The organism is Psychrobacter sp. PAMC 21119, from assembly GCF_000247495.1.
In the GTDB taxonomy this organism is placed as follows: domain Bacteria; phylum Pseudomonadota; class Gammaproteobacteria; order Pseudomonadales; family Moraxellaceae; genus Psychrobacter; species Psychrobacter glaciei.
Genome location: NZ_AHVZ01000041.1, coordinates 158,658 through 175,763, shown reverse-complemented (window position 1 = coordinate 175,763; position 17,106 = coordinate 158,658). Strand labels below are relative to the sequence as shown.

12 protein-coding genes and 1 other RNA gene are annotated in these 17,106 nt (G+C 42.5%); 6 read left to right on the top strand and 7 right to left on the bottom strand.

The window, feature by feature from the left end:
- Positions 1–51: 51 nt before the first annotated feature.
- On the bottom strand, positions 52–1,998 hold the full coding sequence (locus RH96_RS14145; RefSeq protein ID WP_026037399.1) for a TonB-dependent receptor: 1,947 nt from the start codon (positions 1,996–1,998) through the stop codon (positions 52–54).
- Positions 1,999–2,454: 456 nt separating this feature from the next.
- Here RH96_RS14145 and RH96_RS14140 point away from each other — a divergent pair, with 456 nt between their 5' ends.
- Positions 2,455–4,347 (top strand): mechanosensitive ion channel family protein, encoded by a 1,893-nt coding sequence (locus RH96_RS14140; RefSeq protein WP_413540234.1) that lies wholly within the window; start codon positions 2,455–2,457, stop codon positions 4,345–4,347.
- A gap of 55 nt (positions 4,348–4,402) precedes the next feature.
- Here the strand turns inward: RH96_RS14140 and RH96_RS14135 are convergent, their stop codons facing one another.
- The 5 genes from RH96_RS14135 to RH96_RS14115 all read right to left on the bottom strand — a co-directional run bounded on the left by RH96_RS14135 (position 4,403) and on the right by RH96_RS14115 (position 8,921).
- Entirely contained in the window at positions 4,403–5,035 is a 633-nt protein-coding gene (locus tag RH96_RS14135) for a DNA-3-methyladenine glycosylase family protein (RefSeq protein ID WP_010201945.1), read from the bottom strand.
- 269 nt (positions 5,036–5,304) lie between these two features.
- Positions 5,305–6,036, bottom strand: coding sequence for a Smr/MutS family protein (locus RH96_RS14130; RefSeq protein WP_010201940.1), 732 nt, complete (start codon positions 6,034–6,036; stop codon positions 5,305–5,307).
- A 108-nt stretch (positions 6,037–6,144) separates the two neighbouring features.
- Entirely contained in the window at positions 6,145–7,020 is an 876-nt protein-coding gene (gene trpC, locus RH96_RS14125) for an indole-3-glycerol phosphate synthase TrpC (RefSeq protein WP_010201939.1), read from the bottom strand.
- Positions 7,021–7,092: 72 nt separating this feature from the next.
- Positions 7,093–8,214 carry an anthranilate phosphoribosyltransferase gene (trpD, locus tag RH96_RS14120; RefSeq protein ID WP_010201937.1) on the bottom strand — a complete coding sequence of 374 codons (1,122 nt, stop codon included), beginning with the start codon at positions 8,212–8,214 and terminating at the stop codon, positions 7,093–7,095.
- Positions 8,215–8,297: 83 nt separating this feature from the next.
- Positions 8,298–8,921 (bottom strand): anthranilate synthase component II, encoded by a 624-nt coding sequence (locus tag RH96_RS14115; protein WP_026037396.1) that lies wholly within the window; start codon positions 8,919–8,921, stop codon positions 8,298–8,300.
- 798 nt (positions 8,922–9,719) lie between these two features.
- Between RH96_RS14115 and glnA the strand changes: the two genes are divergently transcribed.
- Positions 9,720–11,129 carry a type I glutamate--ammonia ligase gene (glnA, locus tag RH96_RS14110; RefSeq protein ID WP_010201934.1) on the top strand — a complete coding sequence of 470 codons (1,410 nt, stop codon included), beginning with the start codon at positions 9,720–9,722 and terminating at the stop codon, positions 11,127–11,129.
- Between the two features lie 203 nt (positions 11,130–11,332).
- Positions 11,333–12,097 carry a DUF4124 domain-containing protein gene (locus tag RH96_RS14105; protein ID WP_010201932.1) on the top strand — a complete coding sequence of 255 codons (765 nt, stop codon included), beginning with the start codon at positions 11,333–11,335 and terminating at the stop codon, positions 12,095–12,097.
- A 131-nt stretch (positions 12,098–12,228) separates the two neighbouring features.
- Here the strand turns inward: RH96_RS14105 and RH96_RS14100 are convergent, their stop codons facing one another.
- The gene (locus tag RH96_RS14100) at positions 12,229–12,945 is read right to left on the bottom strand and encodes an SIMPL domain-containing protein (protein ID WP_010201930.1); all 717 of its coding nucleotides are present in this window, start codon (positions 12,943–12,945) and stop codon (positions 12,229–12,231) included.
- A gap of 294 nt (positions 12,946–13,239) precedes the next feature.
- On the opposite strand from RH96_RS14100, the gene ffs reads away from it, so the two are divergent.
- The 3 genes from ffs (at position 13,240) to RH96_RS14090 (ending at position 17,026) form a co-directional block, all read left to right on the top strand.
- An RNA gene (gene ffs, locus RH96_RS14880) (signal recognition particle sRNA small type) lies at positions 13,240–13,336 on the top strand.
- A gap of 221 nt (positions 13,337–13,557) precedes the next feature.
- A complete protein-coding gene (locus tag RH96_RS14095; RefSeq protein WP_010201928.1) occupies positions 13,558–14,154 on the top strand; it encodes a LemA family protein in 597 nt (198 codons plus the stop codon).
- A 40-nt stretch (positions 14,155–14,194) separates the two neighbouring features.
- A complete protein-coding gene (locus RH96_RS14090; RefSeq protein WP_010201927.1) occupies positions 14,195–17,026 on the top strand; it encodes a M48 family metalloprotease in 2,832 nt (943 codons plus the stop codon).
- The last annotated feature ends 80 nt before the right edge of the window (positions 17,027–17,106 follow it).

Here is a 17,106-nt window from a genome sequence, read left to right as displayed (position 1 = left end):
AACTGATAGCCTTTATATTATTCGTAATTATGATATGAATTGTTGACCATTCTAGTACCAATCATAGGTTAGCGAGCCAAAATAGCTAGTACCTTCAGTGGCGTACTCATTACCGAATTGGCTTGCAAGGGTATAATCCTCATCAGTAATATTATCTACACGCAAGTTAGCACGCAGATTGGGTGTGATATAGGCGCTTCCACTTAAGTTAAGCAGCGTATAGCTATCAAGTTCATTATTTTCGGTTGTAAGTCTATCATCACTATACTTTGCCTCGAGGCGCATATCGAACGTAGGCTGCTGATATCCGATATAAACTAAACCACTATTTTTAGGACGGTAGGGAAGTTGTTGATCAAAGTTGACATCATTTTTGGTTTTGTTCTTCGCGTCTAAGTAGTCATACCCTAAACCAAATACAAACGAGCTAACGTGCCAGTCTGAAGTCAAACTTAAGCCTTTGATTTGTGCCTTACTAGTATTAGTGGCATTACTAATGAAATCATCAACATCAGTATGATAGCCAGTCAGACGGGAGATTTGATTGCCTTTATTGTACTCTACAAACACTTCTGTATTTTTACTGGTCTCAGGCTTTAAATCTGGATCGCTGTAACCAGGGTAGTACAAATCGTTGAAGGTTGGCGCGCGAAATCCTGTCGCATAGCTTGCACCGATACGCACGCCATCTAATGGACGTATAGCGGCACCTATATTGTATGTGTTCTCATTGCCATATTGCGAATTGTCATCGACACGATAATTGGCTTGTAGGTCATAATTATTTTCTGATAATTGATAGCCCACAAAACCACTTTTGACAGTTCTATCTTCAGGATCGTAAGCAGTAGCTGTAAAATCGCTAAAGTCCGCGTTGAAAAGCTTAACTTTAGAGGCATCTAATTTCTGTGATAACCATTCTGCGCCAATGATAACAGTACCAGGTTGCGCATTAATACTTGTTTCTGAACGTGCCTGCTGTTGAATGGTATCAAATTGACTGCCATCTTGATAATTTATAGAGTTAGCATCATGAGTAGTGGATTTATCGATACTTTGGCCATAGCTAAATTTAGTGACCGCTAATGGGGTTTGATGCTGAATAAAAACATTGGCGCTGCCATTTTTTTGATCTGAATAAGCATTTGGAAAAGCGGTGCCTGCAGAGTCAATATCCGTTGTAGAGTCAGAATATAATGCGCTGAGTCCAGCACTTACAGAGTCTGAAATCTTATGTTGTAACGCTAGACTGGCATTGGTAGATTTAAAACCATCATCATCAGCATTGTAATCATAAGAACTAGGGTTAGCAATCGCGTTAAAACCGTCTGTTTCGTTGCGGCTGACACCTAAGCTCAATGAGGAAGTTTTATTTTTAAGCTGACCTGTTATGCCTACTTGGTAATGGTTATTGCTACCATAACCAACAGTCGTTGAAAGACTGGATTGTTCTACGTTATTGCCTTTAGTAAATATTTGAATGACACCGCCCATTGCGTCAGAACCATAAATACTAGAACCTGATGCGCCATATAGAATTTCTATACGGTCGATTTGATCAGCAGATAGTAGATTTAGCGCAGGCGCGCCTGTAGAAATAGAGCTGTAGCGAATACCATCAATGATTACAAGCACTTGCTTACTATCATAGCCACGCATATAAAAGTTGCTGACCGTTCCTGTGCCACCACTTTGAGCAACATTCATACCGGATTGATTTTTTAGGACATCAATCACGGTTTGCCCTTGATAACGTTGCAATTCTTCTTTATCGATTACCCGTGTCTGAGCAATAATATTACTGGTCTTAGTCGGCGTACGCGTCGCTGTCACAACGATTTTATCAAGCTCAACTTGTGGCAGCTCACTATCATTGACTGTCTCTAAGTCAGGGTCAGCTGGCGTGATAGCCATGGCTGTATTTACGGTAAATACACCAAGTGCGCTTAAAATACAGCACCGCAAATAAATAGACGAAGAAGAGCGTGTTAACAACATAATGATTCCCAAGGTTACAAAAGCAAAAGTTAAGAAGGTAAAATTTACAAAAAACAGTAGACAAGTTACACAGGGTTCATTATCTATAAATATGCTCGCTTTATAAACCAGTTTTAGCCAATATTTATTCATGATAAGCTGAGGAATTTTCATGATGGCTGATCATTAAACCATTTTAAAGCGATGTACAGGTGTTTATTGCTTAGCAACTGTGCTCAGTACCAGTAATTCCTTATCATTAGAAACATTCTTCGGTAGAAAAATTTGTAATCAAAAACACGCCAGTTAGTTATAATTGCTATCATGGCGGCAGGTTGTGTTGATCATTGGCTATTTAGGCAATTTTCTCTTTATACCTATGTCTATCTATAAATTAAGAGGTTTGTTTTGTCTATTGAGCGTCGTATGAGTCCTACTAGCTTACTTTTACCCTTAAAAGCATCATTGTCAAGAGTCATGGTAGTGGCCACCTTGTTGCTGACTTTATTGTGTAGCCTGATACTGCCGAATGCTGCTTTCGCGGCTGAAGCTGGCGTGTTGGGACTTGGCGGGGCTAGTGAGGCGAGCAGTGAGCCGATACCTGATTCCTTTGGGCGAGATACGCCGCGACATACGGTGCAGGGATTCATAAGTGCTTTGAGCGAAAACGATTATTTATTGGCGAGCAATTATCTTAATTTATCAAAGTCTGACAACCCAACTACCGTGGTGCGTCAATTTAAGCAAGCACTCGATGCTGGTGGGCGTTTTTTACCTGACTTGCAGCTCAATAATACGCTCGAAGGCAATTTAGCCGATCAACTGCCACCCAGCCAAGAAAACGTCGGTGTCATCAATATCGGTGAAAAAAGCGTGCCGTTGTTATTAGAAAGAGTGGTGTCTAATAACAATGATCAGTACTGGCAATTCTCAAGTGATACGCTCAGCTCAGTGCCAGAAGTGATAGAAAACACTGAGCCGACCTTGGTATCTCGCTATACGGTTGATTCACTGGACGGCAAAAAGGTTTTTGGTTATCAATTGGCTGACTTGGTTGCAGCGCTAACCATGATTGTGAGCAGCTTTGTCCTCACTTATATTATGGTTTGGTTATTATACCATTTATTGAGAATCACTTATCCTCATATACGCGGTGTACCGTTACCATTACCTGATAAGGTAATATTGCCACTTGCTGTCGTTGTTATGGCATTGATATTATCCGAAGTTATGGTCTATGCAGGCGTGTCAGTCACATTACGTGAGCCTATCAATCGGTTTACCGAGGTTGCATCATGGCTCGCGACAACGTGGTTATTACTGCGTGTCATCGATGCGATATTCACGCGTGCTGTCAACTTAAGCTATAAGAAAAACCATACTGAACGCGTCTCTATCTTGGGGCTGCTACGCAAAGTCGTCAAAGCGTTGCTGCTGATCTTTGCCGTGATTGTTATCTTCGGTAATTTGGGTTTTGATTTAACGACTGGTATTGCCGCATTGGGTGTGGGTGGTTTGGCATTGGCACTGGGTGCGCAAAAAACCATTGAAAATCTTGTTGGTAGCGTTGTAGTCGTGGCGGATTCGCCAGTACGTATCGGTGATTATTGTAAATTCGGTACTTATGAAGGCACCGTTATCGATATTGGTATTCGCTCATCACGCGTCCGCACATTGACCCGCACCATTGTCACCGTACCCAATGGCGACTTCTCGTCCATGCAAATTGAGAACTTTACCTCACGCGATATGTTCCGCTTTTTTCATCAGTTGTATCTTAAGCGTACCGCTGATATCGACGTAGTCTTTAAGATGGTCAAGGATTTGGATGAGTTTTTGAATGAGCATTATTTGACCAATAATGAATGGAATCAAGTGAATATTTTAGAGCTGCGCCAAGACTGCTATGTGATTCAATTACAAGCTTATATTAATGCCAACGACGTCATGGAGTTCTATGACAAGCAAAACGTGGTATTCGTGGATGTATTAAACCAAGTCGCAAAATACAAGGTTGAGCATGCTTTGCCAACACAGCAGTTGATTGTCAATCAAGCTGAACTTGAACATCATATGGAAAGTAATACAGTTGAATCGGTAGAAGAAGATACATCACACAGCAGTAGCAATGCGGATGATGGTGAAACGAATGTAAGCCCAGACAATCATGATCACTCTAGTAACGACGGCGATGTTGATATTAATAAAAGCAGCGACAAAGCGAGAGGTGATAATCAGAAATCCTCGATGGCTACAGTAAGTAGGGAAGGTGCCCTCAAAGCACTGAAACACAAAAGTCGTATGCTAAGAAAAAGTAAATTTAAGCACGCCAAAAGAAAATTTGGTTTTTCTATATGGAACCAGCCTTGAAAATGAGTTTTTTCTATATGGGCAGATATTCTGTATGGGGAGCTATTATAGGTAACTATAAAGGTACGGCAGTTTTATCACGTAGTAAGCCATAATATGACCATAGAAGCAGGCTGGCGGCGCTACGATGTGGTGACCAGCTTTCAGTCAATATCTTTAGCTGTTTCGGTGTCGGGCGTTCTGCCAGACCTAATACTGTCATCGCTGCGACTTTAATCGCTAAATCATCGACTGCCAGTATGTCATCGCGTTTTAGAGAAAACAATAAATACATCTCAGCCGTCCAATGTCCAATGCCAGTGACTGCTGTGAGTGTCTTTATAGCCGCTTCATTTGGCAGGGCTCCTAAAGCCGAAAAGTCTATATCATGATCGACTAAGGAGCGCACATAGCGAGTTTTCTGTTTAGACAATCCTTGCGTTTTTAAAGTCTCATCTGTCGCTTCACGGATGGCACACGGTGTTGTCAAACCTGCCGCAACCAGCTTTTTCCAAATACTGGCCGCGGCTGCTACTGATAGCTGTTGACCCACCATCGCTCTCATTAATTGTTCAAACCCACCTGCATTGTGCCTAAGACTGGGCACACCAACTTGCTCATAAACAAGAGCGAATCTTGGTTCGATGGCAATCAAGGCGATGATATGCTCTTCTAGTGCTTCAGTGTTTTCAATAGTTTGTAGACTCATAAACATCTTATCCTCATTAATTTAGATACTGCTAAAGCTATAGTGAGTGAAAAGTAATATCGATACATCACGTACTGCTGATATCCATTTTTCTTGCTTGCTGTGCCTGCGCAGACAGGGGCTACAAGAAATTGATATCAGCAATACCGTCGCATTTTTAGGATGTTTTGACTATAGACGCCAACAATGATGTAGATAGTTTTTTTTGATAATGAGCATAACAAAAAGGACTGCCAATAAGCAGTCCTTTTTATGTTTAACGATGCAGCTTATTCACCATCAGTTTTAGGCTTTTTAAGCAGTACTAATACCGCGCCGTTGCCACCATCTTTCGGCGGGGCAGAGCAAAATGCCAGTACTTCTGGCAATTGACGTAGCCAACCGTTGACGCAAGTTTTTAAAATAGCTTCGCTACCTTTACCATGGACTATTTTTACCATGGTTTCATTATTTTGCTTCGCTTGGCTCAACAGTTGAGTCATGGCAGCGCGTGCTTCATCAATGGTGCAGCCATGGATGTCTACCGCATCATACCAACGCAGCTTGCCCTGTTTGAGCTGGGTAAAAATTTTATTTTGTAGGGTCGGCTGCTTGTAAGACAAATAAGCTTCGCCAGCCACAGGATTGAGTAGCGCCTGCATATCTGATAAGCCAGCGCCTAAATCACTAGCCTCACTACCTTGCGCGGCAGCACGTTTCGAAAGTGTGGCGGCATCAGGTTTACGCGCTTTTGCGGCGTTGGCAGGGGAGCGGACGTTTTTGTCATCGAGCTGATTGACGCCATGCATCGCTTGCATAAACAGAACTTTATCGTCGTCGATATGCTCACTGTCCAACTGTTTGACAGTCTTTTTGACTTGCTTTTGGGTGAGTAACGAGACAGGTTCTGTAGGCTTTTGATCTTCACCTTCAGGTGAATCGGTATCACGGCCTTTGCTCAGCTGTCCTTTTAACTCTTTGAGTTGGTCTTGCATTTCTTTTGAAAATAGAGAATTTGACATAAAAGTTAACGTATCGTTGATGGATGAATAAAGGGTTGAACAATCCGTGTAGCACACACATTGTTCAAGCGATCTAGTGTCTATTGAAGCTTGAATGATAGAGTTACTTTACCCGTCTGCTGCGCTGCCCGCAAGTAAGGATTGTAACGCTTGTCCAGGGTGATCGGTTTTCATAAATTGTTCACCGATCAAGAAGTGTTGAATGCCTTGCTCCAGCATCAAACGGATGTCATCGCTGCTATGAATGCCGCTCTCGGTAACGATAAGGGGTTTCTGTGCTGTACTATCAGCATCGGTAGCTAATGCTTCGATCAAAATATTTTTTAGGTCAAGCGTGGTTTGTAGATCAACGTCAAAAGTATTCAAATCACGATTATTAATACCATAGATATTATGATCAGAGCGTGGCAATTGTAAGGCGCGCTCAAGCTCGGCCTTAGTATGTACCTCAATCAATACGTCCATGCCCAGTTTGATACTCAAGGCATGGAGCTTTTGTACTTGCTCATCGTCGAGGCAAGCCATGATTAATAATATGCAATCTGCACCCATTAGATAGGATTGATATATCTGATACTCATCAATCATAAAATCTTTGCGCAGTATCGGCAGGCTTGAGGTATTAGTTGCTTGAATAAGGTAGCTATCATCGCCCTGAAAATAATCGCGATCAGTTAGTACTGACAAACAACTGGCACCAGCTTGCTCGTACTGCTGAGCAAATAGCGCGGGTGCGAAGTTATGATTGATAACGCCTTTAGAGGGAGAGGCTTTTTTAATTTCAGCAATGATACCGATACCGCTCTCTTCAGTACTGATAGCTCGCAATGCCTGAGCAAAACCTCGACGCGGTTTATTATCAGCTGCGACCTTTGCTTGTAAATTTTCAAGAGATAGTACCTCTTGAGCCTTTTTTACTTCTTCTATTTTAGTAGCGACAATGCGCTGTAGCACTGAAGGTATGTCTGAATGGGTAGTGGTCATGCTGGTATCCGAATATCGTTAGATGAAAATAGACAGTGATAGTAGTAAATGCACTATATTAGTGCTTGCAAATTAATCCTGAGCCGCTAGCTGCTGTGTGTATTTGGCTAAAGACTCAAGCTTGATTAACGCATCGCCATTTTGAAGGATTTGTTGAGCACGGCTAACACCATTAGGATAGTTGCTGGCAAGCCCTGCGGTGTATATCGCTGCGCCTGCATTTAGCGCAATCATATCGCGGGCTTTGAGTACCGAGCGGTCGTTGGTTTCTGCGCCTGATAAAGCGGCGCGTATTAGCTCAAGGCTTTGCTCTGGTGAGTCTACATCGAGCCCAATCAGTGTCTGTGATTCGATGCCAGCATCTTCTGGCATCATCTCATAAACGGATATCTCACCGTTTTTTAATTCAGCGACAGTGGTAGAAGTGGCAAGGCTAATTTCATCTAAGCCATCTTTGGCACCAACCACCATGACATGACGTGCGCCTAGGTTTTTCATGACTTTGGCGATAGGCTCACACAGTTGAGCGGTAAAGACACCAATGACCAAATTGGGTGTGCCAGCAGGATTGGTTAATGGCCCTAAAATATTAAAGATAGTACGCGATTTTAGCTCACGGCGTATAGGATTGGCATAACGCATGGCGCTATGGTGATTGGGCGCAAACAAAAAGCCGATGCCTTGGTTTTCGATACAGTCTTTTGCTTGCTCTGGGGTGAGCGACAGACTGATACCTGCCTGCTCAAGTAAGTCTGAGCTACCAGACCTAGTAGAGACCCCGCGATTTCCGTGTTTAGCGACTTGTGCTCCCGCAGCTGCCACAACAAAGGCCGATGCCGTAGAGACGTTGAATAAATTCGCGCCATCACCGCCAGTACCAACGATATCGACTAGATGGTCACAATTCCTTGGTTCGATATTTGCCGCCAATGCACGCATGGCGCTGGCCGATGCCGTGATCTCATCGATGGATTCACCTTTCATGCGTAGACCAGTCAAAATAGCGCCCATCATAGCGTCGCTACATCTGCCTTGCATAATAATCAGCATCACTTGATACATCTCATCAAAGGTCAAATCAATGTGCTGAAAGATTCTACCCAATGCGGTCGTCAGCAGCTTGTGCGTTTCTGTATCGGACAGTCTCTCAATACTATCTGGCGTATGCGTTTCTTCTATTTTCGTCGTACTCATTATGGTCTCGCTTAATTTTATTTTTTATATGGATCTATAAGGAATTTGGAATAGAGTAATCAAAGCAAGTACTTTAGTCAAAACTAACCGACTTGCGGTAGCTTGTCTGAGGCTAGTACAGCCAGATTATGAGTCTGCAAAAAGTTGTTGAGTAGCTGATAACCAGCTTCGCTCAAGATAGACTCAGGATGGAACTGTACACCTTCTATAGCAAGTTTTTTATGACGGATACCCATGATTTCCTCAATGCTGCCATCAACATTTTGTGTCCATGCGGTCAGCTCAAGACACTCGGGTAAACTGATTTTATCAATGACGAGTGAATGATAACGCGTGACTTGTGAGGGATTAGGTAGGCCTAAAAATACGCCTGTGCCATTGTGGTAAACGGCGGATAAACGTCCGTGCATCACTTCACCTGCTTTGACGACCTGTCCGCCAAATGCCTGCCCAATGGCTTGATGTCCCAAGCAAATGCCCAGTATAGGGATAATGCCTTTAAAAGTCTCAATGACGGCTAACGAAATACCAGCGCGGGATGGGTCACACGGTCCTGGACCAATGACAATGGCATCGGGAGCTAAGACCTTAATTTGATCGATGGTGATCTGATCGTTACGCCACACAGTGATGTCCTGCTGCAACTCACCGAAGTACTGTACAATATTGTATGTAAAGCTGTCGTAATTATCGATCATTAGAATCATTGTGTGTTCAACTTATTGATTTTTAGGTGTTTCTATAGTTGAATTTGTCTGCGCTGCTGCCTGCACTGCTATGGGTTACTGTCAATGCTTGATGCCATACCGCTATAAGGGTAACAGCTGCTGCTGTGGGATGCCATTATCTTACCATTATTTCGTGCTCTATCAAATATGGCGCATAATGACGAGATTACTAAATAATTCTAGATATTAAATCATAACTCTAGCTATTAAATCGCACCAAAATAGAGCTATTTATTGCTATTATATTAATAATCACACTAATTTGGTGCAATAGTAGTGCGGTTCATTGCTCTGTATAAGAAGTGCTAAAATGATAATCATCGGAATAATAGTCTTCATATGTGTATGTTATTTTATAATAAGTCATTGTATTTACTATCAGTAATGCTGTTGCCTTAGCCACCAATACCATTCGGTTCTTAGAGAGTTGGCATAGCCCTTGCACTTATACTGTTATGATTATTTATGACCACAAAGAGACAGGTCTAAAAATAATTATTAACAAGTGCCTGAAGAGTTCAGCATTATGAGTTATATATTGCTAGAATAACGTTAGAATTGACTTGGCGTATTTTTAGACCATTGAGATGACTGTTGGTCTGATTGAAAAAACGCTTTAGATGAGTATCTTGACTAATACGCAAAATAGTGCTGATAATAAGCAGAATATCGTATGCGTTATTTCAGTCTCAAAAGCACATCTAACATTCTTGAACAAGAATACTGCACTCATAATTTTAAATCGCAATAACGTGATCAACACAACGGAGACTATTCATGTCGAATAAACTATTAGATCTTATCCAATCCTCTAATGCTAAATGGGTTGACTTTCGCTTCACCGATACACGCGGTAAAGAGCAGCACATCAGCTTCCCAGCGCATAGCGTTGACGAAGATGTGATGGAAGATGGCAAAATGTTCGATGGCTCATCTATCGCTGGCTGGAAAGGTATTGAAGCGTCAGATATGATCTTGCGTCCTGATCCAGAAACGGCTTTTCTAGACCCGTTCTTTGATGCGGTCACTGTTGTGGTCACTTGTGACATCATCGAACCATCAACGCTACAGGGCTACGATCGTGACCCACGTTCTATTGCTCGCCGCGCTGAAGAGTATTTGAAGTCTACTGGTATTGGTGATACTGCTTACTTCGGTCCTGAGCCTGAGTTCTTTGTATTCGATGACGTTAAATGGTCAATCGATATGTCTGGCGTTAGTCATAAAATCACTGCTGAAGAAGCAGCATGGTCGACTGGCGAGACTTACGAGTGGGGCAACATGGCGCATCGTCCGCGTGTTAAAGGCGGCTATTTCCCAGTACCACCAATCGATAGCTCACACGATATGCGTGCTGTCATGTGTGAACGCATCGAAGAAATCGTTGGCGAAGGCACAGTTGAAGTGCATCATCACGAAGTTGCTTCTTGCCAGTCTGAGATTGGTGTGGCATTCAACACCATGGTTCGTAAAGCAGATGAAGTTCAGCAATTGAAATATGTTGTTCATAACGTTGCGCATCAGTTTGGCAAAACAGCTACCTTTATGCCTAAGCCAATCGTTGGTGATAACGGTTCAGGTATGCACGTACATATGTCTATCTCAAAAGACGGCGTAAACACATTCTCAGGTGATGAGTATGCTGGTCTGTCTGAAACAGCATTGTACTTCATCGGTGGTATTATCAAGCATGCTCGTGCATTGAACGCCATTACCAACCCGTCAACTAACAGCTATAAGCGCCTAGTGCCGCATTATGAAGCACCTATCAAGCTTGCTTATTCAGCGTCTAACCGTTCAGCGTCTATTCGTATTCCACACGTAAGCAGTCCAAAAGCAGTACGTGTAGAAGCCCGTTTCCCTGATCCAACGGCTAACCCATACCTAGCGTTTGCTGCATTGTTGATGGCTGGCCTTGACGGTATCCAGAACAAGATGCATCCAGGTGAAGCCGCTGACAAAAACTTATATGACTTGCCACCAGAAGAAGAAGCACAAATTCCAACGGTTGCAGAGAGCTTAGACGTTGCACTACAAGCATTGCGTGACGATCATGACTTCTTATTAAAAGGCGATGTATTCACTGAAGATATGCTAGAAGCCTTCATCGCTTTGAAAGAAGAAGAAGTACAACGTCTGAATGTGACTGTACATCCTGTTGAATTTGACATGTATTACAGCTGCTAATTAGTCGCTAAAGCACTCAGTTATTTTGAGTTATAAAAACCAGTTAAGTAACTCTTAGCTGGTTTTTTTACGTCTGCGGATAAAGCTCACAAGATAAATGAATAACATTTCTCCAAAATCACTACTGATTTCAAATTGAAAGTATCGCATAATGGTTATTATAAAAGTATATTAATAGTAGACACTAATTAGGTTGACTGACTATGATTCCATCATCAAAACTGAATGTTTCGAAAGGCCATGCGAAGGTAGGACTATTGACGATCACTGCCATAGCCAGTCTCTGTGCGCCTTTAGCAAATGCTGCACCCATTTATAAAGTGGTCGACGAGCAAACAGGTCAGGTGACCTTCACTGATCGCCCGCAAAGCTATGAGCAGCAGGTGGGTAAACAAGTCAGTCAGACGACAGTGACGACAGGTAATGGAACGAGTGGCTCAAATAATAGCACTAGAGATAATCAGACTGCTACGAATGCCACGCAAACCGCCTCTATACCTGCTACCAACGATGCAACGGTCAAAGCACCAATCAACTATCAACTGGCTATCACTGAGCCCAGCGAAGAACGTGCTTATCGGCGTCCAGCGCAAAGTATTAATGTAGCACTACAAATTAAGCCTGCGCTGCAAGCAGGTGATAGTGTCCGTATTTATTTTGACGGCAACGAAGTCGCTCAAGGTCTAAATGCGACGATTGCTACGATAGATGCGTTGCCAGGCGCTCATACGATAACGGCGGTCATTCAAAGCGTGAAAGGTCAAACGCTGCAACAAGCCTCGCGCACGGTTTATGTGATTCAAAACAATACAACTTTGCAAAACAATAAGAAGATTGCAAAACAGCTTTTGGCTTATCAGAATTTACCTTGGCATCAAAAAGTGATGTTAAAACTGCGCCAACAGGACGGTAGTCTACAAAAAGTACAGAGCAATCAATCTATTACCAATGATGCTTTTACTAAATAATCTGTATAGGTGCTGATTATATTAATAAAGCTATTTTGTTGTTGAGAATTTAAAAAAGGAGCAGCCACTGTGATAAGTGAATGCTCCTTTATTTTTGCTTAATCATCTTACATTGGACGAACTTTGCTCAATTATTTAGTCAGCTCAATGGTACCGTTAGCAGTGACCGATACAGTACTATTACCAGATTCAAAGCTTTGGCTTGGCACTGACTCGTCTGCCATTCCTGATTTCATACTCATGGCGCTATACATTGGACGTGGATAGTTGCTACCTGTATTCAGGTTAACATTAATGACGCGGTAGCCACGAGCGTCCCAAGCACGGGTGAGGCTCTTGGCTTGCTGTTGAAAAGCGCGAGAGGCTTCGGTCATTAGCTTTTGCTCTAGAGCATCTTTTTTGGTATCTGAGACACCAAAGTTTAGATTGTCCATGACCAAGGTTTCTTGCAAGTCAGCAATGAGCTGGCTGGTCGCTGCAAAGTCAGTACTCTTCAGATCTATATTTGCCTGACCTGTCCAGCCAATGATTTTGTCGTTTTTGTCATAGCGTGGATAGGTGCGCTGCTGTCCGGTGCTGACAGTGACACTAGGGTAGCGCTTGGCAATTTTCATAGCGTTATTAATGGATGTATTGAGCGTTGTGGCTAGAGTTTTAGAATCCGCTGCCTGTGCTTTTTTGTACAAGCTGGCTCTTACTTCATCGTTTTGGATCTCTTCTTTTACTTCTGTTTGAAACGTTAGCTGGTCATAGCCTGTTGGCTCTGCATGGGCACTACCCATCATTGCGGTCATGAGACAAACCGTACCAGAAGCTAGTGCTGCTTTATTAAGTAAAGTATTTTTCATTATTATCTCCTAAGTTCATTTTAATGGTCTTTATATGAGAAGCTGTACCTCTTATTTTCTAAATATTGATATGTGTGCAACTTCATTCACTAAAATAGCAAAATTTCTGTGAGTTGCTGTGAGAATTTTGTGACCTAAGTTACTGACTTAAATTACAGGGCTAAGTTGCTGAGCTGAATTACTTGCCTAAGTTACTGACTTAAGTTACAGGATCATTTTCCGTCTAAAACAAACAGTTTTGAGATAGGGGTTGTAAAATTAAAAAATCCTTGTATAATTTGCACCTGGTGGCTCCATTGGTAGCCTCGCAACATTGTTCTATGAATCCCGCCAGGACCGGAAGGTAGCAACGGTAATAGTTATGATGTGTGCCGAGGATGTGCTTTTGGAGTCGCTTTTTTTTGCCTAAAATTTGATATTAGTTTTGACGAAGTATCAAAGACGCTTTTATGATGTATTAAGCCCTTCATTGTAAAGGGCTTTTTTTTGTCCAAAATTTCATTCGATACCCTATTTAATTTTCTGTTCAATTTAAAAGCTTCATTGATTAATATAGGTTAAAATACAATGTATTAACTTTTATTAACATTCTAGACACTCTGGGGTTCGATTATGAAGATGTTTGTTTGGCTATTCATTATTATTGTGGTGTTGGCAGTAGTCTTTGGCATCACGATATTTAATAAGCTGGTACGCGCACGTAACCAAGCAAAGAATGGTTTTGCACAGATAGATGTACAGCTTAAACGTCGTCATGATTTGATTCCTAATTTGGTCGAAACAGCCAAGCGTTATTTGAGTCATGAACAAGAAACACTTACTCGCGTCATCAGTGCGCGTAATCATGCTCAAGAGCTACAAGACTCTAATAAGCATCAGCCAGAATCGCTTGATCATATGGCGCTATTTGCAAAAGCAGAAGGTATGTTGTCTAAAGCGTTGAGTCAGTTTTCTGCTGTCGTTGAAGCATACCCTGAGCTAAAAGCCGATAGTATGATTAAGGAGCTCATGGATGAGTTAACCAATACGGAAAATCGCATCGGTTTTGCTCGTCAGCATTATAATGATAGCGTGATGTTTTATAATAACGACCGCGAAATATTCCCCAATAACCTCGTCAGTACGACTTTTGGCTTTCGTCCACTCAGTCCTTTAGTGTTCGAAGATAGAGAAGCGATTGCTCAAGCACCTATTGTTAATATGGGCTGAGGTTTAGATAAATTTGGCGAACTCTAGGCAGCTTAAACTGATGGATTTTTTCGGTGAACAGCGGATACGTACGCGGCGCAGTCTATTCCTTTATGGGCTTTTTTTGCTGATTGTACTTGCTCATATGGCGGTAGGTCTCGTTGTCATGGGGCTACTATTAACTGTATTTACGGGCGGTATATCTCACTGGATATTGGTTCTGGTCATTATCTTGATATTAGGTAGTTTCATTGGTGGTAGTTTCTTAGAGTATCGACGCCTGAGAGCAGGTGGCCGCGCTATTGCTCAGCGAGTAGGAGCGGTTAGGCTGTTCATCGATAACAGTCAAGAAGCATGGGAGCACAGCCACGGGGTCGCGCATCAATACGAAACTAAGGAGAAAGTTCGCTATAGCTCACGCCATATAGCAGTGCGTGATGAGCGTGACTTTCCACCAGTCTATCGTCGTTATTATGAAATAGCCCAGCAGTTGGCCATAGCATCAGGTTTGACGATGCCGATTTTGTATGTCCTGCCTGATGAGCAGGGTATCAATGGCTTCGTTGCTGGTCGTCATAGCCAAGATATGGTGCTGGTCGTTACCCAAGGCGCGCTAGATAAATTGTCTGATGAGGCGTTGTATGGTCTCATTGGTCATGAATATGGTCATATACTGCATGGTGATGCCACCTTCAATCTACAGCTGATGGTGATATTGGCAGGTTTGCAAATACTATACGACTGGAGTGATCCAATCTCTAATCGTCTCTCTAATTATAGTCACTTTGATAGTGATAGCACCTCCCAAAAGTCTCTATCACAGAGACAGGTTGATAATTTTGCACGCAGTACCGAGGCGCAAACCGCCAGTTTTACCACGCATAGTGAGTGGGTCGCTTACTGGCAGCAGCAACCACAACAAAAGCAGTCCTCAGCCAAGCGTCAGTCGAAATGGGTGCAAAATAGACCTGTGATAGATCGTCAAGCACCGCGTAGTGTTTGGACATTGCTATTACATGGCTTGAGCTTCTCTAGTATGGCAAGTGCTCAGTTGATTAAGCACAGCTTCAACCGCCAGCGTGAGCTACTTGCTGATGCCACTAGCGTGCAATTGACACGTTCGCCGGCGATTATAGAAACCTTAAAAGCTATCCATCAAGACTCACTTGGCTCGCGTCTATCTGGCATCGCTGATATCAATGGACTCAGTCATTTTTTCTTTGCCAGTAGTGGGGCGGATTTGGGTGATGTGTCATGGTTTGCCACTCACCCAAGCTTGACTGAGCGTATGGGTGCTATTAATGCTGATGCCTATCATCAATTTTCGGTACAAGTCGCTAAAGACAAACGGATAAATCAGCAAAAAATTAAAGAGATATATGAGCAGCGTCGACTCGGGGATGTGGGGAAAGTAAAAACAAATAGCCTAAGCATTAATAAAAAGGAAAATGCTAACAAACAATCGTTCCACGCAGAACCACTCTCTACTCAAGCGTTGGATAGTGGAGTAAAGAAAGAAGAAAAAGGGCTAGATTTTGTTGTAGCAGAAGATGTAATCATTAATGGACGGTTGCAGGTAAAGTCGCAAGATGCTGGCACTCATCAACTGTTAAAACCTTGGCAAGCAAAACCTGATAGCGATTTGCCATTGGCAGCGCTCATTAGCACTGATGATATGCAAAAAATCTCATTGCCACAGTACATTCTTGATCACAGTCATCATCCTTTAGGCGCACAAGCATTGATCGAAGCTGTCATGCTATGTCATCAGGGTCAAGCTCTAGCAACGACAAGTACTTATGACTTGGTTGACATTTGGTACGAGATTTCTACTAACAAAGCCGATAATAATTGCCAATCGCAAATTTTACCGCATGCCATCGACCATAAATTAATAGAAACCGTAGCGAGTGTTGATCGACGATTGGACAGTGTTCTAATCACGACTGCCATAAAGAACTTGAGTCAGCACGACCTATCAGAAAGCGTGATTGCAGAGCTACGTCTGAAGCATGAGAGCAGCCATAGCAATCAAAGTTACCAGCATTATGTCCAGAAAAAAAAGTGCCGTACGATGTTGTTGCGCTATCAGCAGGGCATATTTGAGTTATTTCAGGGCTGCTTGACGGCTGATTTAAGCCAAAATTTTGCTGATAGTATCGTCAATGATTCTGCTGATACAGCTAAATCAGAATTCACTCACTCAGAGAATGCAGTGTCTCAAGTGCCATCGATTCTATCGCTATGGCAGGCGCTGCATTTACAGAAACTTTTGCCGATATTGTCTAAAGTTTTAAATGATAAAAGTACAGATAGACAGACTACATGGCAGCAAACATTGCAGTCTGGCACGGACAATATCGTTGCTCAGCTTGATCCGTCAGGTCAGGTGTTTGATGGTCTTAGGGCTTCTGATACAACGATGCTTACCTTATTGGCTCATCGCTTATCGAAAGATGTCAAAGGTCAAATGATATCGAGGCTAGATAGCTCGCTATTTGGTTATAATAATGACAGTGTTGCCCACTACATTGTGGATTTGAGACGACATGCGCGCTTGATTGACATCACTCTGAACGAAGTCAGTGATGCAAATTTGCAATGGCTATTATTGACGGCACAAGGTTTGAATAGCGTCCAGCTACTAGCTATCATTGACGCTGTACCTAGCTTTCAAAAATTCACCTCTAGGGTGTCCATCATAGATACTCAGATTGAGGATAATTATCGAGAGAAGCAACAGGATAGCAGTCAAATAGATTATAATGAATATCGGCAATGGCTGAGTACATTGCATACGGTGATGTTACACGATACGATAGTCAGTCAAGATGAGCACGATTGCTTGATGCTACTAGCAGAGCATTGGCTAGGCGTTCGGCAGCTTTTCTAATAAATTGAATTGATTGAAGTGCTATGCCTATTTGGCTGACAAAGAGCGAGATGTTTGAAACTCTTTTTTAACGTTATTTT